At 38.8% G+C, this 21,568-nt stretch carries 21 protein-coding genes; 2 read left to right on the plus strand and 19 right to left on the minus strand.

Annotated features, from left to right (window positions below; translation table 11 throughout):
- Positions 1-6: 6 nt before the first annotated feature.
- The 9 genes from AC1TO5_RS04955 to AC1TO5_RS04995 all read right to left on the minus strand — a co-directional run bounded on the left by AC1TO5_RS04955 (position 7) and on the right by AC1TO5_RS04995 (position 9,871).
- Positions 7-792, minus strand: coding sequence for a sulfate ABC transporter permease subunit (locus AC1TO5_RS04955; protein WP_482061656.1), 786 nt, complete (start codon positions 790-792; stop codon positions 7-9).
- Positions 789-1,595: a sulfate ABC transporter permease subunit CysT gene (gene cysT / locus AC1TO5_RS04960; RefSeq protein ID WP_482061657.1), complete on the minus strand. Its 807-nt coding sequence runs from the start codon at positions 1,593-1,595 to the stop codon at positions 789-791. The genes AC1TO5_RS04955 and cysT overlap by 4 nt, the downstream gene beginning before the upstream one ends.
- 192 nt (positions 1,596-1,787) lie before the next feature.
- Positions 1,788-2,420: a YigZ family protein gene (locus AC1TO5_RS04965; protein ID WP_482061658.1), complete on the minus strand. Its 633-nt coding sequence runs from the start codon at positions 2,418-2,420 to the stop codon at positions 1,788-1,790.
- Positions 2,421-2,439: 19 nt separating this feature from the next.
- Complete coding sequence (locus tag AC1TO5_RS04970; protein ID WP_482061659.1) at positions 2,440-3,789, minus strand: glucose-6-phosphate isomerase; 1,350 nt, start codon at positions 3,787-3,789, stop codon at positions 2,440-2,442.
- A 362-nt stretch (positions 3,790-4,151) separates the two neighbouring features.
- Positions 4,152-4,673: a DUF420 domain-containing protein gene (locus tag AC1TO5_RS04975; RefSeq protein ID WP_482061660.1), complete on the minus strand. Its 522-nt coding sequence runs from the start codon at positions 4,671-4,673 to the stop codon at positions 4,152-4,154.
- 218 nt (positions 4,674-4,891) lie between these two features.
- Positions 4,892-5,203: a pyrimidine/purine nucleoside phosphorylase gene (ppnP, locus tag AC1TO5_RS04980; RefSeq protein ID WP_482061661.1), complete on the minus strand. Its 312-nt coding sequence runs from the start codon at positions 5,201-5,203 to the stop codon at positions 4,892-4,894.
- Positions 5,204-5,638: 435 nt separating this feature from the next.
- The gene (gene tkt / locus AC1TO5_RS04985) at positions 5,639-7,657 is read right to left on the minus strand and encodes a transketolase (protein WP_482061662.1); all 2,019 of its coding nucleotides are present in this window, start codon (positions 7,655-7,657) and stop codon (positions 5,639-5,641) included.
- Between the two features lie 144 nt (positions 7,658-7,801).
- Complete coding sequence (gene purU / locus AC1TO5_RS04990) at positions 7,802-8,689, minus strand: formyltetrahydrofolate deformylase (protein ID WP_482061663.1); 888 nt, start codon at positions 8,687-8,689, stop codon at positions 7,802-7,804.
- Between the two features lie 60 nt (positions 8,690-8,749).
- Positions 8,750-9,871 carry a deoxyribonuclease IV gene (locus AC1TO5_RS04995; RefSeq protein WP_482061664.1) on the minus strand — a complete coding sequence of 374 codons (1,122 nt, stop codon included), beginning with the start codon at positions 9,869-9,871 and terminating at the stop codon, positions 8,750-8,752.
- Positions 9,872-10,108: 237 nt separating this feature from the next.
- Here AC1TO5_RS04995 and AC1TO5_RS05000 point away from each other — a divergent pair, with 237 nt between their 5' ends.
- Together AC1TO5_RS05000 and AC1TO5_RS05005 are read left to right on the plus strand one after the other, a co-directional pair.
- Entirely contained in the window at positions 10,109-10,537 is a 429-nt protein-coding gene (locus AC1TO5_RS05000) for a DUF2621 domain-containing protein (protein WP_482061665.1), read from the plus strand.
- Between the two features lie 58 nt (positions 10,538-10,595).
- Complete coding sequence (locus AC1TO5_RS05005; protein WP_482061666.1) at positions 10,596-11,123, plus strand: hypothetical protein; 528 nt, start codon at positions 10,596-10,598, stop codon at positions 11,121-11,123.
- Positions 11,124-11,269: 146 nt separating this feature from the next.
- Here AC1TO5_RS05005 and AC1TO5_RS05010 read toward each other — a convergent pair whose 3' ends face one another.
- The 10 genes from AC1TO5_RS05010 to AC1TO5_RS05055 form a co-directional block, all read right to left on the minus strand.
- Positions 11,270-12,727, minus strand: coding sequence for a DUF6382 domain-containing protein (locus AC1TO5_RS05010; RefSeq protein WP_482061667.1), 1,458 nt, complete (start codon positions 12,725-12,727; stop codon positions 11,270-11,272).
- 73 nt (positions 12,728-12,800) lie between these two features.
- Positions 12,801-13,307, minus strand: coding sequence for an A24 family peptidase (locus AC1TO5_RS05015; protein WP_482061668.1), 507 nt, complete (start codon positions 13,305-13,307; stop codon positions 12,801-12,803).
- 17 nt (positions 13,308-13,324) lie between these two features.
- Entirely contained in the window at positions 13,325-14,311 is a 987-nt protein-coding gene (locus AC1TO5_RS05020; protein ID WP_482061669.1) for a hypothetical protein, read from the minus strand.
- The gene (locus AC1TO5_RS05025) at positions 14,277-16,493 is read right to left on the minus strand and encodes a hypothetical protein (RefSeq protein ID WP_482061670.1); all 2,217 of its coding nucleotides are present in this window, start codon (positions 16,491-16,493) and stop codon (positions 14,277-14,279) included. Before AC1TO5_RS05025 ends, AC1TO5_RS05020 begins: the two co-directional genes overlap by 35 nt.
- Before the next feature lie 14 nt (positions 16,494-16,507).
- The gene (locus AC1TO5_RS05030) at positions 16,508-17,212 is read right to left on the minus strand and encodes a TadE/TadG family type IV pilus assembly protein (RefSeq protein ID WP_482061671.1); all 705 of its coding nucleotides are present in this window, start codon (positions 17,210-17,212) and stop codon (positions 16,508-16,510) included.
- A 4-nt stretch (positions 17,213-17,216) separates the two neighbouring features.
- Entirely contained in the window at positions 17,217-17,426 is a 210-nt protein-coding gene (locus AC1TO5_RS05035; protein WP_482061672.1) for a Flp1 family type IVb pilin, read from the minus strand.
- 32 nt (positions 17,427-17,458) lie between these two features.
- Positions 17,459-18,223 (minus strand): type II secretion system F family protein, encoded by a 765-nt coding sequence (locus AC1TO5_RS05040; RefSeq protein WP_482061673.1) that lies wholly within the window; start codon positions 18,221-18,223, stop codon positions 17,459-17,461.
- Positions 18,224-18,334: 111 nt separating this feature from the next.
- Complete coding sequence (locus AC1TO5_RS05045) at positions 18,335-19,102, minus strand: type II secretion system F family protein (protein WP_482061674.1); 768 nt, start codon at positions 19,100-19,102, stop codon at positions 18,335-18,337.
- Complete coding sequence (locus AC1TO5_RS05050; RefSeq protein WP_482061675.1) at positions 19,086-20,324, minus strand: TadA family conjugal transfer-associated ATPase; 1,239 nt, start codon at positions 20,322-20,324, stop codon at positions 19,086-19,088. Before AC1TO5_RS05050 ends, AC1TO5_RS05045 begins: the two co-directional genes overlap by 17 nt.
- Positions 20,321-21,481, minus strand: a complete 1,161-nt coding sequence (locus AC1TO5_RS05055) for a P-loop NTPase family protein (RefSeq protein ID WP_482061676.1) — start codon at positions 21,479-21,481, stop codon at positions 20,321-20,323. Before AC1TO5_RS05055 ends, AC1TO5_RS05050 begins: the two co-directional genes overlap by 4 nt.
- Positions 21,482-21,568 lie beyond the last annotated feature (87 nt).

Consider the following 21,568-nt stretch of genomic DNA (forward strand, 5'->3'; position numbering starts at 1 on the left):
ACTCCCTTACTTTTTCTTCGTCCATTCCATTAATAACAAAAGCATAATTGAAAATACAGCAAGTACAAGTGCGATTGCATTAGCAGCTACTACATTGAAATTTTCAACATCCTGATACACTAATGTCGTGGCAGTCTGTGTCTTGTTAATAATATTGCCTGATACAACTAGAACCGCACCAAATTCACCAAGTGATCTAGCTACCGTAAGCACTACACCATAAATCACGCCATACCGAATATTAGGCCAAGTTACCTTCCAAAATGTGTACCATGAGTACGCTCCAAGCGTTGATGCCGCCTGCTCCTGCTGATCGCCGATTTCTTGTAGTACCGGCATTACTTCTCGAATCATAATCGGAAATGTTACGAACAATGTTGCTAAAATCATACCTGGCAGTGCATATACAATTTGCACACCAATATTATTGAAAAAAGTACCCATAATTGTATTCGGACCTAATAGTAATACAATCATTAGACCACCAATAACAGGTGATACCGCAAAGGGCAAATCGACAATGCTATTACTTATGCGTTTCATAGTTTTGGAAAGCCAGGTTGCTCTTACTAAATATAAGGAGAACATTACACCAAAAAAAGTATTAATAGCTGTTACAGTAATAACGATAGTAGCTGTCATCTTAAGAGCATGTAATGATTGCGGCCTCGCTATCGCTGCTATAAATCCATCCAACCCTTGCGCCCATGCGCCCGTAAAAATCTTATACAAAGGAACAACTAATAATAAGGTTATAACGACATAAGTTAAACTTATCCATAGTCTTCTCATAGTGTATTCCCTCCGCGACTCAGCTTGCTAATAAACCATAGTATGATGAAGGAAAACGTCAAAAGTAAGACGGATACTGCTGCTGCACCTTGTGGATTATTACTTTCAATCTCACCGAAAATGTACACTGATGCTACTAAGGTTTTGCCTGGAATATTTCCAGCGATTAATACTACAGCACCAAATTCCGCTAGTCCCCTAGAAAATGCCAGCATCCCGCCACTTAAAATACCAGGCAGCATCGTTGGCATAATAATTTGAAAAAACGTTCTGATTTTAGAGGAGCCTAATGTATATGCCGCTTCCTCTTCCGACTTATCTAGTTCTTCCAATAGTGGTTGCAAGCCTCTGATGACGAATGGGAAGGTTACAAATACCATTGCGACGATGATCGCAGGTTCATGAAAGACAAGACTTAGGCCGAACCATTCAAACATGACACTACTTGGACCCAAAAGCAGCAATATAATAAAACCAGCAACTGCAGTAGGTAGTGCAAATGGTAGATCAATTAAGCTATTAATAATACTTTTTCCGGGAAACTCATAGCGTACGAGTACCCAACCGATCATCGTACCAATCAGTATATTTATAATCGTTGCTATTCCAGCTAGTTTTAATGTTAGAAATACAGCCTTCCACGCGAGTGGATCGGAAATATTATTCCAGAAGTTTATTAGACCAGATGAGAACGATTGTGTATAAATGCTTATGATAGGAATAATAATTAAACCAATAAAATAAATGATAACGATACTACGAAAACTGTAGCTCCATGTACGGCTACGAAAAAGTGAATTCAATGTGCACAGCCCCCATTAACTATATAAATAACAATTCCCACTTGAATACTAGGTATTAATAATGTAGCACCGCCACATTATGGAAGTCAATGTATTTTTTACGAATAACAAAAAAAGCTCATGATATGTAGGAAAATACACATCATGAGCTTTTATTATGGAACCATATTTCAAAACTTTCAGAGTTGTACATTATTCTCCATCGATGAAATAGTGATCTTCACCTGTAGTAATGATAGATTTCCCCTGCGTAAAATCAATCGCCCAAGCAATGAACGCATCTGCTTGATCACTTTCAGGAAGTGTACATACTGTCACTTTATCAGTGAATTCAACTTGACCAATACGAGTACTGCGACTGTGAAGTTCATTTTCAAGCTTACCATACCATGTATAGTCTACTTCAATAAAAACTTCGCGATGAAGAACATACTCAATCTCTTGGGCAGCCTCAATACCAGCTACAGCACCGTCTGTATAGGCTCTCACCAAACCGCCTGCACCTAACATAATACCGCCGAAGTAACGCGTAACGACGACAGCTACATTTTTGAGCCCCTTATTCTTTATGACCTCTAATATCGGCTTACCAGCAGTGCCGCTTGGTTCTCCGTCATCTGACGCCTTCTGGAACTGATCTCTTTCACCAACCATATACGCCGAGCAATTATGAGTAGCTGTGCGATGTAATCGCTTTATCTCCTCAATAAAAGCAACTGCCTCTTCTTCCGAAGAGACAGGTTGCGCATAGCCGATGAAACGTGAGCGTTTGATGACAACCTCTTGGTTCGCAGCTTCGCGAACCGTGTGATATCTTTGCAGCATCTCAAACACTCCCATTATCTTATAGGCGGGCTTCTAGCTCAGCTTTTTCTTTTTCGAAGCCAGGCTTACCCAGTAGCGCGAACATATTTGTTTTGTATGCTTCAACACCTGGTTGGTCAAATGGATTGACACCTAGTAGGTATCCACTGATCGCACAAGCTTTTTCGAAGAAGTACACCATATAACCGAATGTGTAAGGTGTCATATCTTTAATGTTAACAATTAGGTTAGGAACTTGTCCGTCAGTATGTGCAAGCAATGTTCCTTGAGCCGCTTTTTTATTAACGAAGTCCATAGTTTTACCTGCAAGGAAGTTCAAACCATCAAGATCATTTTCATCATGCTCAATTGTAATATGTTCTGCAACTTCGCCAACTTGAATAACCGTTTCAAAAATATTACGGCTACCTTCTTGGACAAATTGACCCATAGAATGTAGATCCGTTGTGAAGTCAACAGATGCTGGATAAATACCTTTGAAATCTTTACCTTCAGACTCTCCGAATAGTTGTTTCCACCATTCAGACACGAAGTGAAGATTAGGCTCGTAGTTAACAAGAATTTCAATTGCTTTACCTTTACGGTATAGAGAGTTACGAACAGCTGCATATTGATATGCTTCGTTATCTGCTAGTTCTGGCTTACTATACTCAGTGACAGCAGCAGCAGCACCTTGCATCATTGCATCGATATCAATTCCAGCAACTGCGATTGGCAATAGACCTACAGCAGTTAGCACAGAATAACGACCACCGATATCATCAGCAATAACGAAAGATTCATATCCTTCTGCAGTAGCTAGTGATTTCAATGCACCTTTTTCTTTATCTGTTGTTGCATAAATACGTTTGCGGGCTTCTTCTTTACCATATTTCTTCTCAAGCTCAGCACGGAAAATACGGAATGCGATAGCTGGCTCAGTAGTTGTTCCTGATTTGGAAATAACGTTAATAGACCAATCGCGACCTTCAATCAATTGTAGTAGGTGAGTCACGTATGTAGAGCTCACATTGTTACCTGCAAATAATACTTGAGGTGTTTTGCGTTGCTCTTTGGATTGAATATTATAGAAAGAGTTAGATAGCATTTCAATTGCTGCACGAGCTCCTAGATAAGAGCCACCGATTCCAATAACGATCAATACTTCAGAATCATTTTGAATTTTTGCAGCAGCTTGCTTAATGCGGGCAAACTCTTCTTTATCGTATTCATTGGGTAGGTCAATCCATCCTAGATAGTCAGATCCTGCACCAGTAGCATTGTGCAACTGGTCATGTGCAAGACGTACCTGAGCTGTCAAATAATCTACCTCATGCTGACCTACAAATGATAATGCTTTGCTATAATCAAACTTTAATGTATTTCCCATGATTTCAATAACCTCCTGATTTGTACGAAGCTAAGCTTCTTCTCTAAAAATTATAAGACATTTGTTTAAGAATATCTAATTTGCATCATAAACACAAGTCCATTAGCTATAATAATGAACTACTTATTCCAATGAAAGTTCAAAAAGCAGGCTTTCGAAAGCCGAGAAGATGGAGCGCTACTTGAGAAAGGCGGAAGCGCAAGTGTACGTTATTGGTACACGCGGCCCTACAATGTTTCTGCAAGAAACATACATCGGAAGCTTATGCTATACTTTCCAAGTTCGCTTCATATTCGACGTCGAGTAATCCACGTAAGCATAATCATCGTTATCAAAGTCTGCTTTTTGAACTACTTATATTCTTAATAATAAGGTGAAATCATAAGATACACAATTACACCTGTCAAACTAACATATAGCCAGATAGGCATTGTCCATTTTGCAATTTTGCGATGCTTCTCAATTTTATTCGTTAGTCCAAATACTACCGAGAACAACGCTAACGGCACGACAACAATCGCTAATAAAATATGAGTAATTAAGATGAAGAAGTAGATCGGTCGTAATATCCCTTCGCCACCATAAGATGTTGACTCCGTCAAATAGTGATATGACACATACGAGACTAAAAATAACGTCGTCGAAACGAATGCTACCCCGATAAATGTTCTATGCATCTTAATATTTTTCTTCTTAATTGCAGTCATTGCAACAATTAATGCTAGAAATGTAAAGCTGTTAAAAATCGCATTTAACATAGGTAAAATCGTTACATCAAATCCAAGCTCACCATCATAAGCTGGTAAGAAAAATAGTACGGCAACAAGTGCTACAATCACAACTGTCAAAGACAATACGAGCGGTGTGTAATTTTTATCCTTCATCCGATTGAAACCTCCAAATCTTATTCTTATCTATACTTTAGCTTATAATGAGCTCCTCATACCACCTCATTCTTGACCGTTTTGTCACAATAATACGATATTAAGTGAAACACGATATAAATAGCAGTGATCGGTACATATAAAGAAGAGACTAATCCCAAAGTCATTTATTTCTCAGACTTCGGGACAGCCCCTTGTTTCAATTTCAGTTAAATCTATTACAAATATGAACAGCAGTAATCTGTTACTTCAGTAACTTGCAGCTTGAATTTCTCGTTAGCTCCAACTTTGAATTCACCTTCGCCTTGAATGTGAATCCATTCCGTTTGACCTGGAAGCTGAACTTTCAAATCACCAGCCAAAATTTCCATAATCTCAATAGTATCTGTTCCAAATTCGTATTCACCTGGAAGCATAATACCTAATGTTTTTTTGGTCCCGTCTGGAAATACTATCGCGCGACTTGTAACTTTACCTTCAAAATAAACATTTGCTTTTTTCACTACTGAGACATTGTCGAATTGCGACATTGGAAACTTCCCCTTTGCTGTATAGATCTATTTGAGTGACTGTTTTGATTTTGAACTTCCTCTTCCAATAAAAGTTCAAAAAGTGGGCTTTCGAAAGCCGAGAAGATGGAGTGCTACTTGAGAAAGGCGGAAGCGCAAGTGTACGTTATTGGTACACGCGAACCGTACTTTCCAAGTTCACTTCATATTCGATGTCGTGTAAACTTCCTGCATCACTTCGTTATCAAAGTCTGCTTTTTGAACTTCCTCTTCCAATAAAAGTTCAAAAAGTGGGCTTTCAGAACCGAGAAGATGGAGTGCTACTTGAGAAAGGCGGAAGCGCAAGTGTACGTTATTGGTACACGCGAACCGCACTTTCCAAGTTCACTTCATATTCGATGTCGTATAAACTTCCTGCATCACTTCGTTATCAAAGTCTGTTTTTTGAACTACCTTCTAAAGTAATGCTTTAACTTTGCTTACTACATTCTCCACTGTAAACCCATACTCTTTAATAACGCGGTCGCCAGGAGCAGAAGCACCGAATGTATCGATAGCAAGGATATCACCTTGATCGCCTACATATTTATGCCAGCCCATTGGATGCGCCATTTCAACTGCAAGACGAGCTTTAACCTCTGGAAGAATAACAGAATCTTTGTATTCTTTAGATTGTTTTTCGAATAGATCCCAGCTCGGCATAGAGATAACACGAACTTGAATACCTTCCTCAGCTAATGCTTTTTGCGCTGCAACTGCAAGTTGTACTTCAGAACCTGTTGCAATAATTTGCGCAACTGGAGTTCCGTTAGCTGCATCAGATACAACATAAGCACCTTTTTTCACGTTTTCACGAACGCCTTCAACAGTACCAGGAAGAATCGGTAAGTTTTGACGAGTAAGAACTAGAGCTACTGGCGCAGATGTGTTCTCAACAGCATAAGCCCATGCAGCAGATGTTTCGTTTGCATCAGCTGGACGAAGTACCGTTAGACCAGGGATGATACGAATGGAAGCAAGTTGCTCGATTGGTTCATGTGTAGGACCATCTTCACCAACTGCGATAGAATCATGCGTAAGTACAAATGTAACCGGTAGTTTCATTAGAGCTGATAGACGTACTGCAGGACGTAGGTAATCAGTGAATACGAAGAATGTACCACCATATACTTTAAGACCAGTATGAAGTGCAATACCATTCATAGCTGCAGCCATACCGAATTCACGAACACCGAAATAGATGTTGCGACCAGAATAGTCAGCAGGTCCATATTGAGCTTCGTTATTAATATGAGTCATAGTAGAGCTTTCAAGGTCAGCAGAACCACCAACTAGGTTAGGTACATTTTTCGCAAGACCATTAATTGCTTTACCAGATGCAATACGAGTTGAAACTGCAGCATCTTCAACTTTGTATGCAGGAAGATCAGCATCCCAACCTTCTGGAAGAGCGCCAGAAATAGCTGTTTCAAATTGTTGAGCTAGTTCAGGATTTGCTGCTTTATAAGCGGCAAACATTTCATTCCAAGCTGCGTTAGCTTTTTCACCAGCAGCTTTTACTTCTGCAAAGTGAGTAGTAACATCTGTTGGAATATAGAATGCTTCTTCAACTTCCCAGCCATAAGCTTCTTTAGTAAGTTTTGCTTCGTCAGCACCAAGTGGAGAACCATGAGTACCGCCACTTCCGCCTTTTCCTGCTTTGTTAGGAGAACCGAAGCCAATTACTGTTTTCACTTCGATTAGCGTTGGCTTAGCAGTATCCGCTTGAGCAGCAGCAATAGCTTGCTCAATAGCAGCTAGATCGTTACCATCTTCAACGCGAAGTACTTGCCAGCCATAGCCTTCAAATCGGCTTTGGACTGTTTCTGAATAAGAAAGACCAAGTACTCCATCAAGTGTAATGTCATTTGAATCGTAAAGTACAACTAATTTACCAAGTTGCAAGTGACCTGCAAGAGAAGCTGCTTCATGGGAGATACCTTCCATCAAGTCGCCATCGCCACAGATTCCAAATGTGAAATGATCTACCACTTTGAAGTTTTCTTTGTTGTAAGTCGCACCAAGCTGAGCTTCAGCCATAGCCATACCAACAGCCATTGCGATACCTTGTCCAAGTGGACCTGTCGTTGCATCAACACCAGCAGTATGTCCGAACTCAGGATGACCTGGAGTTAGCGATCCCCATTGACGGAATTGTTTCAGTTCTTCCAAAGGAAGATCATAACCAGAAAGATGTAACAAGCTATATAAAAGCATTGAACCATGACCTGCTGAAAGTACGAAACGATCACGGTTAATCCATGTTGGATTGGATGGATTGTGGTTCATTGTTTTTGCAAACAATTGATACCCCATTGGTGCTGCACCCATTGGCATACCTGGATGTCCAGATTTTGCTTTTTCGATTGCATCGATTGCTAGTGTACGAACAGTATCAATGGACAACTGCTCGATAGATTTTTGTGAAATAGTCATTTCAGTATCCTCCTAAAAACTTTTTTGTAGCCTCCGCGATTAACTTTTCGTCTGACAAAAAGTTAGTTCGAAAGCATTAGCTTAATTTGTTGGTTTTTCGTGGGACAATATCGTTAATTTCTTTGCATATTGTAACATTCTATACTAATTAAATACAACCGTCTTGTTCTGATGAACGAGCACACGATCTTCCAAATGCCATTTGATTGCTCGCGCTAGTACTACCTTCTCAATCGTGCGTCCGATGCGTTTCAAATCGTCTACATTGTCGCGATGTGTGACACGTTGAACATCTTGTTCAATGATTGGACCGCCATCAAGTTCTTCGGTTACATAGTGTGCTGTCGCACCAATAATTTTCACGCCACGCTTGTACGCCTGAGCATATGGACTACCGCCAATAAATGCAGGTAAGAAGGAATGATGGATATTAATAATACGATTTGGAAATTCTTCGATAAATTTAGCTGGAATAATTTGCATATAACGGGCAAGCACAATTAGATCAGCCTTCCCCGAAACTAATTCAATATGTTTGCGTTCAACTTCAGCCTTTGTATCTGGCGTAACTGGAACATGATAGTATGGAATTCCAAACGATTCCACTTGTTCTTTCATATCAAGATGATTACTAACGACCATAGTAATATCGGCGTCCAGATCACCAGATTTCCATTGCCATAAAATTTCCATTAGACAATGATCTTCCTTAGATACGAAAATGGCAAGGCGCTTTTTACGACTAGCACGGAACGTACTCCACTTCATCTCAAAGCGATCTGCCACACGATTAAAATCTTCTACTATAATAGGTAGCTCTTGTTCAAGATTGTTGAGATCAAACTCAAAGCGAATAAAGAACATGCCACCCTCAGGGTTCATTGTAAATTGATCCGATTGTACAATGTTTGCACCATGCTCATGTAGAAACTGCGATACCGTTGCTACGATTCCGGGGCGGTCTGGACAAGCGATGAGCATTCTTGCGCGATTCTCAAAGTTGCGATTAGTGGTGTTCAATACTTGTGACATGATTACCTTCCTTTTCAACTTGTATTATAGGGTAGTTCAAAAAACGGACTTTATTTTAAGTTAGTTCAAATCTTGACATGATAGTACTGCTGTTAGACGCTGATTCACTTCTGCTTCTGAAAGTTCAGTTGATAATACATTGCCTTCCATAACTAAATCGTACAGACGTTCCTGTGGTTCGCGTGGATCAGCTTTTTTCGCTTTTGCATCGGATTTCAACAGCTCCCATGTTTGCTCAACTAACTGCTGTGGGTTAATGTCCTGCTTTGTGAAAAATTGAGTTAGCTTCTCAACATCTTCAATAAACGACGCTCCAAAACGCTCCTTCACATTACCACGCAGCAATGCAATTTCCACCTCATACATCGGAGCTGTTTTTTTCGCATCTTTTCCAATCCAAGGTGTCTCAAGAATAAATGGTCTACCAGCCAATGCTTCATGATGGACAATATTATGAATCGTCTGGAAGCCGACATAGCCTGAGCCTAATGTAGCATGTCTATCCTTATGTGCTCCAATACTATTTTTACTATCATTAATATGAACAACGGCAATGCGATTAAGCCCGACTATTTTGTCAAACTGCTGCAATACACCATCCAGATCATTCACTATATCATAGCCTGCATCGTGAATATGGCAAGTATCAAGGCATACCGTTAACCGATTGTTCATTTCTACTTTTTCAATAATCGCTGCAAGTTCTTCAAAGGTACGTCCAATTTCCGTTCCTTTGCCTGCCATCGTCTCAAGCGCAATATTGACATTCGTTTCGGCAGTTCCCGCTAACACTTGATTCAATCCCTCCGCAATACGGTTAATGCCAAATGCAGCATCTTTATCCGTGTATGCACCTGGATGCAATACGATATTTTGCACTCCGATATGATGAGTACGGCGAATTTCTTCTTGCAGGAAATTCACACCTAATTCAAATGTATCCTCTTTGTAAGAGCCCAAATTAACGATATAGGGGGCATGTACAACAATTTCGCTAATACCGGTCTGCTCCATTAATGCTCTGCCTTCTTCAATGTATAAAGATTCAATCGGCTTGCGTCGCGTATTTTGCGGTGCACCCGTGTATATCATAAATGTACTTGAATCATATGAATTTGCTTCTTTTGTTGCAGTTAATAATCCCTTATCTGAGAATGAAACATGGGAACCTATTTTCAACATAATTTTTTTCTCTCCTTCTCGAGATTAATCACAGTTTATTGTAGTTCAATTATAGCCGATTTCGCAAGGGAAAACCGTAAAGCTCCTTACTTCTAGCCTATATTTCAACATTATCATTAAAACAGTAAGAAATGTCGCTATAATACTGCTCGAAAACCTTTACAATATAGGCTATAATTTATAGAAGGCTCAAATGATTCACTTGAGCTTGCAACTTAATTTGAGGTGAACTTACAAATGAATGATTGGTTTATGTACTTCATTGTTTTTTGGGCAGTAGTTATGGTTGCCTCTATGTCGGTAGGTGGATTTTTTATGTTCCGCAAATTTCTTAAAATCATGCCTAAAGGTGACGGGAAATCTAAACTTGATTGGCAAAACTATTGGGTTGACCGAAGTCGCCCAATGTGGACAGACGATTCAAAGCTGTTTCTCGCTGAGCTTGTTTCACCAGTTCCTACGCCGTTCCGTGATATAGCATCTCATTCTATTGCAGCAAGTATCGGACAAGTAGCGATAGAAAGCGGAGCTGAGACAGTGACACGTGGACATTGCATTGAAGGTTATATAATAGCAACTCCCAAGCGAGATTATAATAGCTTGATGGCTTTCCTGAAGAAGAAAAATATCGATTATTCGCCGTATCAGCATTTGTTCAATAAATAATAAGTGCAACTTATTAACGGGTAATTGCGTATTATCTTATAGGAGGTGGCTTCAGACTATGAAATGGAAAAACAAAGCAAAGAGAACAGCCACAACTACAAGTGCTATTCTATTAGCGATTATGCTTACTGCTTGTAGTGATCAAAATAACAACATCGTTCCTCCAAATAACACACAAGAGGAACAAACAGATATAGGCTCCATCCCATCTACCACTCTACCTGACGAAACAGGTGAATTAGATCCTGGTTCTATATCTGGCGATAATAATTCTAATGAAGATAATGATACAGATAAGCCAAATGATAGTAATGACTCTAGTTCAAATGATGGACAAACTGCTACAGGTGACTTTACCGAAAGTGATGTCATTAGTGCCAAAGGTATTTATATTGGTGCTGCAGATAACCACACTATCGAAATTGAAGTAGATAGTACTTATATCTCTCTTCAAGTCGAAGAGGACCTACAATACATTATTAATGATTACCCAAGTGATCAACCTGTTACCTTCGAATATGTGGAAAAAACATCTAAGGAATTAGGTATTACACAAAATTGGTTAACAAGCATTACATTAGAATAGTCGCTAACTAGTAAACGGAGCAGTAACAATCATCGTGATGATTGTTACTGCTCCGTTTCATTTTAATCTAAAGGCCTCGTTATGTTTTTCTATCATTATATAAATTGTCTACTCTATCTCTGCTCGACATTAGTTATGCCGCTCATCTACATCGCCAATTGATACTTAGGACCTTCATTATTAACTAACTGAATAATATCCCCCTCATACAATGGGTATGTCTTATAGGCGATCATCAATTGTCCATTCAAATAACTACCATTGCGAGAGCCTACATCCTTAATATGAATCGATCCATTATCGACCTCTACTTCAAGATGAACACGTGAAACGCCTGATGCAGCATCTTGATAATGAACACCTTCCTCAGCACGCCCTATTAGAAATCTATGATCATTAACAATAATTCGTTGCTCATCATCATAAAGCTTTCTAACTAATGAAGGTGTTCCGCTATTGCCTTTTGCCCCAAGAGATGTCGTTAACTGCTGTACATCGAGCATAACTGTTGCCTGTGGCGCTGCCACGCGTGCTTGTCCATTATTATGTAATGGCTTAAAATCGGCATTAGTCTTCACCGGATGTTCCGCCAATGAAGTTTGGGATGATTGATTAGATGGATTCATATCTGAAGGGAGCGATTGATCATAATGATTCGCTTGATCATTGCGTTTTCGAAAGCTTAGTATTTTCCAATGTTGTTTCATTACAATAATAATTCCAGTCAACAATATCAGAGTAACTCCAGAGCTAAGCAGCAAATTAGTTATTGTAGTCTCTTCGATGTAAAGCATTTTCCACGATAACCCGATAACAGCAGCTATTAGCAAAATCGCTATATAATGCTTCATCCCGATCGTTCTTTTCTCTTCTTCATCTATTCCCCAATCATCATATTCCTGATCATTATCTGCTCTTGAAAATCCAATTGGAGCTTGTTCAGGTGACGATTCCAGCTCATTCTGAACGTAATATACAACAGAGGCAGGCTTTGATTGTTCGCGATCTACTGGTTGTAACTCTTCCTGTGAAGGAGACGATTGCTGATGAATAAGATCTAATAATAGCTGACGAAGTGGATTAATCGGTAAGTATTCACTTCCAATTAATTGTAGTATCTTTTGATAGTCTTCATAATGCAAACTATCTACAAGTTGCGACCATCTAACGGCTAATAATAACAATTGATGTTCTTCCTTATAGAATAGTTCCTGAACAGGTATATATACTAATCTGATATTATTAGTCATCGGGTCAATATAAATAAGCTTCTCATCTAAAAGACAACATTGCGGTCTTAGCATATAGTCATAACAAGTAGCTAGTGCATCAAGTAATGATAGCAATAAGCTATAGTAATCGATCATCTTAATACTTCGTGGTTGGTAATAATGAGTGAGTAGCTTATAATGTTGTATTCGATATACGAATACAATATCATTATCAATTTCATTCCAATCAAATGGCAGTAGCGTACGTACTGTATTGGCACTTAGCATATTCATCTCTAACGAATTCATGTCACGTGAAGTGAATGGAACTGTTCGTTCTATCGTCATCTGATGACCATTACTCATCGTATAATCGATTTTCAATTGCTTCATCTTAAACCTCCTAAAACTTTTTGTTAACTTCCTCGTACAACTTTTCCACAAACAAAAAGTAGCTTCGAATGCATTATCTCAGCATAAAGACTACTAGCATTGCTGGAGTAACTGCGAGCATAAATGGAAACTGATGAACCTTTTTAATTCCTAAAGCGATTAATGTCGGAGTGCTATCTGCCTCAATAACATAATTGCTATATTGATATCGAAATCTATGCTTCAACTTAAGTATGGTCCGATAACCGATAAATAAAATAGATATAACACCGCCAAATAAAAAGGATAACATCATTAACTCAATAATTAATCGTATGCCAATAAGAGCCGCCATTGATGCAAATAGCTTTACATCGCCAGCACCTATACCTTTGAACAGATAGATTAACCACATTGGAATAAATCCAACTATTACTGCCACTGTTGCCCACCATAATCCCATCCATCCTTCCTGAACTAGACAATAACTGTAACCACAAAGAAGCGAACCTAAGCATATCCAGTTCGGTATTTTAAATGATGTCACATCAAAATACAATGCGATGATAACGATTAATAGCGCCAGCCAGTAGTTCACCACCTTGCTCCCTCCTTCACCTATTTACTCTTTGCAACATTAAATATCTGTTCAATTTGATAGGATCGCTCAGGCAGTGAAAGATTCATATTCCACGAGCCAACCGTTGTATTACCCGATACATGCCATGTCCACTCCGCTTCACCTTTATCATTTGAAATAACCTCGCCAAGGTGCTTAGCTACACTACTCCCACTTTTGTAAACAATGCCCAAGTCAATCTTAGTATTAGGTAGCGTAATTATTTTAAGTGTTGCCTTATGGCCCGGCTTTACTGGATTAGGCGTAAGTGATACGACATAGATGTAAGCATCTTCTGCTTCATTGATCTCATAATAAGATGGCCGTACATCTGGTATCCATACGCGTTGCACAGCTTGTTCCCTAATTATAATTGCTTGATTGAATAGCGGAATTTTGATCGGCAACTCGTACTCTAGCGCTAATGTCACATTGAGATCTGTATAATTAATAAGATCGGGTAATTGGAGGTAGGCCAGTTCTACTTTATCCTTTTGCAGTACAGGTGAAGACACTTGACTTTGAATCATCGTATCCAATATGTCTTTTCCTAGTATTGTTCCTGCGAGATTAGCTGCTGGCCACCAATTTCCTTTCAAGCCTTCTTGAACTAATGAATCAATTGGCGCAGGCAACACTTCACTAATGTCGTACACCGTTTTCTTCCAGCCCTCGTCTGCATTATCATATTGAATCGTTGTATGTGAACCTGTCCGATTCTTTAGTTCATTGACCATTAGCGCAATTGGATGCATATGTGCAGATAGTTGTTGTACCGAGGAAGCAGCGGTTGCTTGTAATGCCATCTGAGCTGATATCGTCATAAGTAGCAGATAGAATACGAACAGAAAAAGTATGAAAATAGGCATTACTAGGGCAGCTTCCACAGTAATGGAGCCCGCTTCATTTTTTGTTTGAGCGGAGAGTTTATGTATTCGTTGTTGACTTATTTTAATAAGATACAGCGACAATATCTGTTTTTTCATAGATATTCCCCCGTATTCTATTACTCATTGGCAGGATTGCTCCGATCATTTCAGATATTCCCGGCAAAGACCATAGATTCATCGTCGTAGTCACTTGACCAGTAATCGCAGTCGGTACTGATAATAAAGTAATAGAAAGCTTCTGCTCTATGACAGCAATCATTCTTGATAATCGTTTATCTCTTCCTCCTACGTGCATAATTAGAAACAACCGTAAATATTGAGGGTAATCAATTTGGATAGGTACATATTGGGATAATTCCGTCGATCCTTTATTCAACAGTTGTTGCATATCAACCATTGCCGCACGAATCCCATGAACAACAGCAGCAGAAAACACAAGTAATGGATTACCTAATGCTCGATTAGCAATAAGCCCTTCTATCGTTCTAATTGCAATGCGAAATGCAAATATCTCACCATATGCTAGCAGTACATTCTCAAGCGGCTCATGTATACCGTAAATAATATACTCGACCTCCTGCTGACTATAATCGAGCAAGTCTGCGTCAATACTTTTTGTTTCACTCGTAGCATCTCCTAGTGGGAAGTGCGTGTAGCGATTCATAATATATTCATTCAAATAGACATGATCTCTCGCATTGACCGCCATGTCTCCTATTGATTGCAGCAATGATTTTAATTGCGACGTTGCTGCCTGTGCTTGTTTTCTTCCACTATCCTCATTGTCTTCACTATCGTTGTCTCGCTCTTCTTCCTGCTCCTGATTAATTCGATAATTGAAGGAATAGCGATCTTCTAACTGCTTGTATTGCTCTTTATATTGCTCAAGATTTTCCTTGTTTTTGAATAAATCCGTTATACTTGCCAGTCCTGATAATTGTTCTTCATATTCCTTTTCATTCTGTTTAAGCTGATCCTTTACCCACTTTGTCGAAGTAACCTGCTGCTGCCAAAATGACAATATTGTCGCTGGCGAATAGTAGGCCGTTTCATATTGCTGCCTTTGAGATGAACTTTCCGTCATAAGTTGCTTCAAATAGGTTTGTTTTCCTGAAGTACCTGAGGAGACATTCGGAGAATTTATCGCGGATGAAAGTTCACTAATAAGCAAATTATTGTGATTAATATAGTCGCTAAGTAGTTGTTGTTGTGTCTGGATTTCTTTTTTGTAATCTTGAAAAAATTGTTCCGGACGTACTAATCCTTCATCGTCAAATGTTAGTGAGCTTAGTTGCTGCCCTAAATCATTACTATCTGTTGAAGGAGTACCTTGTTGCTCTGAGTTCATATATAGCTCATACTGTATTTTGATTGTATTATTAAGTGATCCTGCTGTTGCTATATTAGCAATAATTTCTGTAGCCATTTGATCGTTTGTCGTTTGCAGTTCAATCGAATACATTTGCAAATATTTCGACATCTGATTATATGAATTCAAGTATGAACTAATTTGCTTATTATATTTTGCACTATCACTTTCAAGTTCTTCTCTTGCTTCTTCGGTCAATGTTTCATCTGCTAGCTGATTGGCAATATCAGCCGTATACTTAACCCAACTACTATAACTGCTATAACCATTCACTACACTACTCAATTTCGTAGTTGCATACATGTAATAGCTACTATTTGATAATTGTTTTCCTAATAGTTCTTGTAATCCTAATGCTGTTTCTAGTTTTTTTTCTCGTGCAAGAAACATATCTTCAAGACGATTCATCGTATCCATCATACTTTCAGCTTGGGTCACAGAATCGGATAATGTGAGCCATTTATCCATAAATTCCAATGTAAATTCAATCGGTGCTTTATATTTCATCTCTTCTAACACTTGTCTTCTAAATACATCATATTCCCCAAGATAATGATCTGTCGTCACACTTAGCTCACCTACCTTTAACGGAGCAAGATCAAACGTCTGTTTTAATGAAAACAAACTCATCGAGGGTTCATGATTAGCTCGGACTATTTCTTGGAATAAATCGTTATTATCTGTACCCCCTCTACCAAATAAACCATATTGCTTATAAATCTGTTCATCGTATGCAGAAAGTACGGATTGAATCGACAGCATAGCTGCCGATTCTGTCGTCCGATGAAACAGTAAAATACGTGCATAATCTAATAACACCATGAAAAATAGTATTAATACGGTCATCATTAGCGTACAAAAAATGGTTACCGAACCATCCTTACGAAACCATAATTGATTTTCCCTCATATAATCATCCCTATCTAAGAAGAGAAGGACTTGATAGCCTTCCCTCCTTTTTGCTTCCACTCTGATTGTTCGTTATTAGACATTTTTTTCAATCTTTCCGTGTAATATAGAACAAGATCGACACTTCTAATAAAACTGATCGGATTAACTAGACTGCGGTGTGTTGTGTATGCTGGAGAGGCAAATACTTGTTGTTTTTGCCATATAAGCGGAGACAGCTGTTGCTTAATATTAATTTCAATACGAGGAAGTAATGCGGAGGTTGAATACGTCACTTGACCATTCACATTGAGATTCATCTGCCCAATATGCTGCTGTGCTAAAGTTAATTTATCTGGAATAAGTGCAGTAATCGGTATGGAATTTCCATTGCCTGGAGTTGTTTCTGATTGAATATTTGAGGTAATAGCTACGCTTGTAGTGCGCTGAGAATTTTGGAGTGGAATGATCTTACTTACTAAGTGCAGCATCATTTCATTCTCATATAAACCATATTGCTTTTCACTTCTTACTTGCCCAGTCACTATTTGACGGTCTGCATCATCCCATATAAATGCCGCACGCTCCGTAGTAGACAATGAAACGTACTGCAAAAAAACAACCTGAAACACATATATAGCAGCGACCATCATAATGACGATGACTGACATAATTAATGGAAATACTAGAGCTGATTCGAGGCTCATATTTCCGCGCTCATCTCGTATAAACTGTCTCATCGCATCACTTCAATGCATCGTCCATTTTCGAGCCTGAGTTCGTAATAAGTTTGTTGACATAACTCATAATAAAGTCTTTGAATAGAAGAAAAATGACAACGACAACAGCTATAATAAGTAGAACCTCCAATGTACCAATACCATCCTCATTTCGCCAAAATGCTCGAATACGTGGCTTCATATTTCTTGTAAATCGCCTTACACTCATCATCATTCCTCCCACAACTTTTCATTAGCTTCATGACATTACATAAATTGCATAAATAAAACTGCCGGCGTCACAATGAGAATCATCAATAGTAGCAATACTCCCACTAATGGAAATATGAGCTTTGCCGAAGCTTCTTCCCCTCGCACTCTAGCCATGTTTTTTCTAGTTTCCCATAGTGACAAAGATATATCTTGCACCGCTGTAACGAATTGCTCACCTCCTCTCCGGTAATTCAATAATAGAATGGTTGTAAACACCGCTATTTGCTGAACGGCACAATTTCGATTCAATTTCTCAATACTCTGGGAAAATGAAGCTCCATTACGAAGTTCATGAACTGTATTTTTCCATTCGATATGCAGAGGGCTTGTACTATGTTCCTTGCCCACGATTGACTTCATAAATGCTTGCTGTACCGTCTCACCGGCACCAACTAATAACGTTAGCCTTGTCAGCATTAATGGCAGCTCCAACAAAATTGCTTGCTTTCTTTGCTTCACCTTGTTCTTGCTCTCTTGAAACAATCTAACGATAATAATGATTGCCGTAAGCGTACCTATTATAATAACTGCTTGCTCTTCACTTAATACAGCAATCCAGAAGCTAATCATCAGTATCAATAAAGCTTGTCCAATTACAGTAGTAAAGGCATGTACCGTTTGATCAAAGCTCCATTGCTGTCTATTAAGTTGCAATAAATGAGTATGTAGATGATGAAGTAATTGCGATGCTCGTCGTTCAAGTTGGAGTAGTTCATAGCATGCATAACCAGGTCCGAGAATAAGCTTATGATCATTCAAAGAACTGTCCTTCTTTTTCTGTTTCGTAGCCTTATAATGATTAGGTTTTACTAATAGATATAACCACAGAAGAGTATAGACAATAGTGATAACCATTAACACGAGCATCACCTACAACTTAATTTGAGTTAATTTGTTCATGAACCAAAAGCATAGTAAGAGTAAACACAATACAACCGTCAATAGCACATAGCCCAATCCACTATATAAAGCTTGCATATAATCTTGAGCAGTCGTATTTAAAAACTGTAAAAAGATAAAAGGTGCTGCCATCATCATTTTTGATTCAAGTTTCTTTTGCGCAATTAATACACTGATTTCATTATCAATCTCTATTTGATCACTAAGCATGTTCGCAGTTCTACGCATAACAGTGAGCAGATCACCACCCGATCGCTTACATGTTTGTAATGATTCGACGAATTGTGAAAACTCTGCAATATTAGCCCGTTCTGCCAAATCTATTAAGCACTTTTCTAGTATTTCTCCGTTACTTAACTTATGATTAATAATGTTTATTTCGAGCATTAGCTCATCTTGCGCATTCGGGTATAGGAGCAACATATCCGCTTGGGCAACTTGAAAACAATTTTCAAGTGAACGGCCTGCTGCTAATGAGGAGAGAAGTGAAAGAAGTAAATCTTTGAATTGTAGCTTCATACGTACTTTACGTTTGGCAATAAGTCGAACTCGTTCAAATTTCAACATATAGAGGGAACATGGCATGAGCATAATACTTAGTATAAAAGATTGATAGAAGCTGTATGTAACAAAACCTATGAGTATGCTCCACATCATAATGCATGTTATGACTTCATTTCTACTAAGCTCATACTGATCATAATGCTGTAAGTATGTCTTCTTACGAACTGCTTCCATCCTGCAACTCCTCCTCACGATAGCCCGCAAGTAGTAGCTTATCTTTGCGATACAAGTTATTCGGGCTACGCACTAATCGCTCTGAAAGATTATGTTGCGACATATCATGATGAAATAACTTCTCAATTACAATTTCACCTTCATGCATTCCGATAATTTGACTAATCTCAAGCACCCCACGCGTCCGATCATGAAATCTTGTTAGATGAATCATAATATCAATCGCTGAACATATTTGACTTCTAACGACCGTAAGTGGTAGATCATGAGCACTGAGTACCATCGTTTCAAGCCGAGACAGCATGTCCTTCACATTGTTCGCGTGGCCGGTAGACATTGACCCTTCATGCCCCGTATTCATTGCCTGTAGCATATCCAAAGCCTCTTTACCTCGAACCTCGCCTACAATAATCCGATTGGGGCGCATTCGTAATGATGCTTTGATTAGATCACGAATGGCAATTTCACCTTTGCCTTCCGTATTCGCATTTCTTGTCTCCAACGATACGAGATTAGGAATGCTAGTAATTTGCAGCTCGGCCGCATCTTCAATTGTAATAATGCGTTCATCGGATGGGATAAATTGCGTTAGTGCATTGAGAAAGGTTGTTTTCCCTGATCCTGTGCCACCGCCAATGAAAATATTATATTTGGCCTTCACAAGAAAGCGCAACCATTTTACAGCTTCTTTACTTAATGCACCCATATGCATTAATCCATCCATCGTTAACGGTTGCTCCGGAAACTTTCTAATCGTTACACAAGGACCTCGCAGGGCAATCGGTGGAAGTACGATATTAACCCGTGAGCCATTAGCTAATCTTGCATCTACAATAGGCGATGCTTCATTCACGACTCTATTAACTGAGGAAACAATTTGTTGAATGATATCTTCTAGCCGTTCGCGATTTTCAAATTGGATAGCAGCAGGCTGCACATTGCCATGACGTTCTACAAATATTTCATGCTCACTATTAATCATTATCTCAGTAATACTGCGATCATCTAATAAAGGCTGTAAAATATCTAACCCTCTAAACGAATGAAACACCGCTTTAACTAACAATAATTTATCGGTAGTCGATATAACTTGTTGATTACTATACTTTATGACTTCATCTTCAATAAGCTTATATAGCTCTTGATCTGATAACGCTTGTGAAAATGCGTAACTATCTCTTAGCTCATTGCGAATATGATAGATGGCACTATCGTCGATCATGAGGCATACGACCCTTTGTTAAGAAACTTATGAACGCAATGCTCTACTGTAGCACGATAGATCGAGGAGCTTAACAATGATGCGTATTGCTCCTCCCATTGCTCAATATGAGGGAGCTTGAAATGCACCTGTAAATCGCTCATTTGAATGGATCGCATTCCTCTGCTTTCATTCAAAATAACAATCGTATGACTTTCAAGCTTCGTCGTTAGCTCCTTCCATTTCATCTGTGCATACTGGATGGACATATGATGCTTCTTGAGCCATTCTTCACTTGCCATCATCATCATGTAATGAATATCGCATTCAGATAATAGTGTTAAATTCCACTCATCGTAATTAGCTGATAAATCAAGCACAATATAGTCGTAATGACCACTGGTGCGAATAATATCTAGCATTAATAAAGCATCTTCTTTCGTTAGCTGCTGTCGATCTTCAATATGAGCAAATGGCTTCAAACGATCACATTGTAGTCGTTGGTCATACTGTCGATGCTTAGCAAACCAGCTCTGGGCTTCATCAGCATTACTTTTTACGGCATATAGGAAATCAGAATAGGTTACTTGCGAAGCAGTCGGATCTTCTGCAGACATCCAGCCCTCTGATGTGTTCCATAGTTCTAGATTGAAATAAAATACTCGCTCATTACGTGCAGCAATGGCATGAGCTAGATGTAATGCAAATATAGTTTTGCCACACTGTGCAATACTTGATCCAATACCAATAACGATCGTCTCCGACGTTCGAGGAATGACGGGTTTAGCTATCATATGTCGTTGCCCTTCTATAATCGTATATAACATATGAAGTAATGTTGATAGCGGTTGATATTTCACTAGTTTATGATGCTCTCGAAAATCAGATGGCTGCGATACAAGCTGTACAACGATAGGCTGTGTATGGACGTTCTGAACCGCATGTAGTTCATTGTTTAACATTATTAATTGGGGAAATTTCAATGTGAATTCATCATAATTAGCTTCATCAACAAGTATAAGGTCCAGTTGACCATAAGTTTCACGCGGTTGAAATTTGGATAATGAAGTGAACAATTGCAACCGCCAACTATGATAGATTGGACTACTTTTCATATAACTAGCCATTCTTGTTGCATATTCAATATCATCAGTAATACAAGCAACGGTAATCGTCATTAATATTCCTCCCTTTAAAACGAAAAGCACCGCATATGTAATGTCCTAAGACATTACATATGCGGTGCTTCCGCTAATAGTTAAGCA

It is taken from the genome of Paenibacillus sp. Y930, from assembly GCF_056786375.1.

Bases quoted from the DNA above. Each gene is read 5' to 3' on its own strand.
- AC1TO5_RS05025 (WP_482061670.1), bottom strand. From the start codon at position 16,493: ATGAGGGAAAATCAATTATGGTTTCGTAAGGATGGTTCGGTAACCATT.
- AC1TO5_RS04975 (WP_482061660.1), bottom strand. From the start codon at position 4,673: ATGAAGGATAAAAATTACACACCGCTCGTATTGTCTTTGACAGTTGTG.
- AC1TO5_RS04970 (WP_482061659.1), bottom strand. From the start codon at position 3,789: ATGGGAAATACATTAAAGTTTGATTATAGCAAAGCATTATCATTTGTA.
- AC1TO5_RS04965 (WP_482061658.1), bottom strand. From the start codon at position 2,420: ATGCTGCAAAGATATCACACGGTTCGCGAAGCTGCGAACCAAGAGGTT.
- AC1TO5_RS04955 (WP_482061656.1), bottom strand. From the start codon at position 792: ATGAGAAGACTATGGATAAGTTTAACTTATGTCGTTATAACCTTATTA.
- AC1TO5_RS05055 (WP_482061676.1), bottom strand. From the start codon at position 21,481: ATGACGATTACCGTTGCTTGTATTACTGATGATATTGAATATGCAACA.
- AC1TO5_RS05020 (WP_482061669.1), bottom strand. From the start codon at position 14,311: ATGAAAAAACAGATATTGTCGCTGTATCTTATTAAAATAAGTCAACAA.
- AC1TO5_RS05030 (WP_482061671.1), bottom strand. From the start codon at position 17,212: ATGAGACAGTTTATACGAGATGAGCGCGGAAATATGAGCCTCGAATCA.
- AC1TO5_RS05045 (WP_482061674.1), bottom strand. From the start codon at position 19,102: ATGGAAGCAGTTCGTAAGAAGACATACTTACAGCATTATGATCAGTAT.
- tkt (WP_482061662.1), bottom strand. From the start codon at position 7,657: ATGACTATTTCACAAAAATCTATCGAGCAGTTGTCCATTGATACTGTT.
- AC1TO5_RS05000 (WP_482061665.1), top strand. From the start codon at position 10,109: ATGAATGATTGGTTTATGTACTTCATTGTTTTTTGGGCAGTAGTTATG.
- AC1TO5_RS05010 (WP_482061667.1), bottom strand. From the start codon at position 12,727: ATGAAGCAATTGAAAATCGATTATACGATGAGTAATGGTCATCAGATG.
- AC1TO5_RS04995 (WP_482061664.1), bottom strand. From the start codon at position 9,871: ATGTTGAAAATAGGTTCCCATGTTTCATTCTCAGATAAGGGATTATTA.
- AC1TO5_RS05005 (WP_482061666.1), top strand. From the start codon at position 10,596: ATGAAATGGAAAAACAAAGCAAAGAGAACAGCCACAACTACAAGTGCT.
- ppnP (WP_482061661.1), bottom strand. From the start codon at position 5,203: ATGTCGCAATTCGACAATGTCTCAGTAGTGAAAAAAGCAAATGTTTAT.
- AC1TO5_RS05035 (WP_482061672.1), bottom strand. From the start codon at position 17,426: ATGATGATGAGTGTAAGGCGATTTACAAGAAATATGAAGCCACGTATT.
- AC1TO5_RS05050 (WP_482061675.1), bottom strand. From the start codon at position 20,324: ATGATCGACGATAGTGCCATCTATCATATTCGCAATGAGCTAAGAGAT.
- purU (WP_482061663.1), bottom strand. From the start codon at position 8,689: ATGTCACAAGTATTGAACACCACTAATCGCAACTTTGAGAATCGCGCA.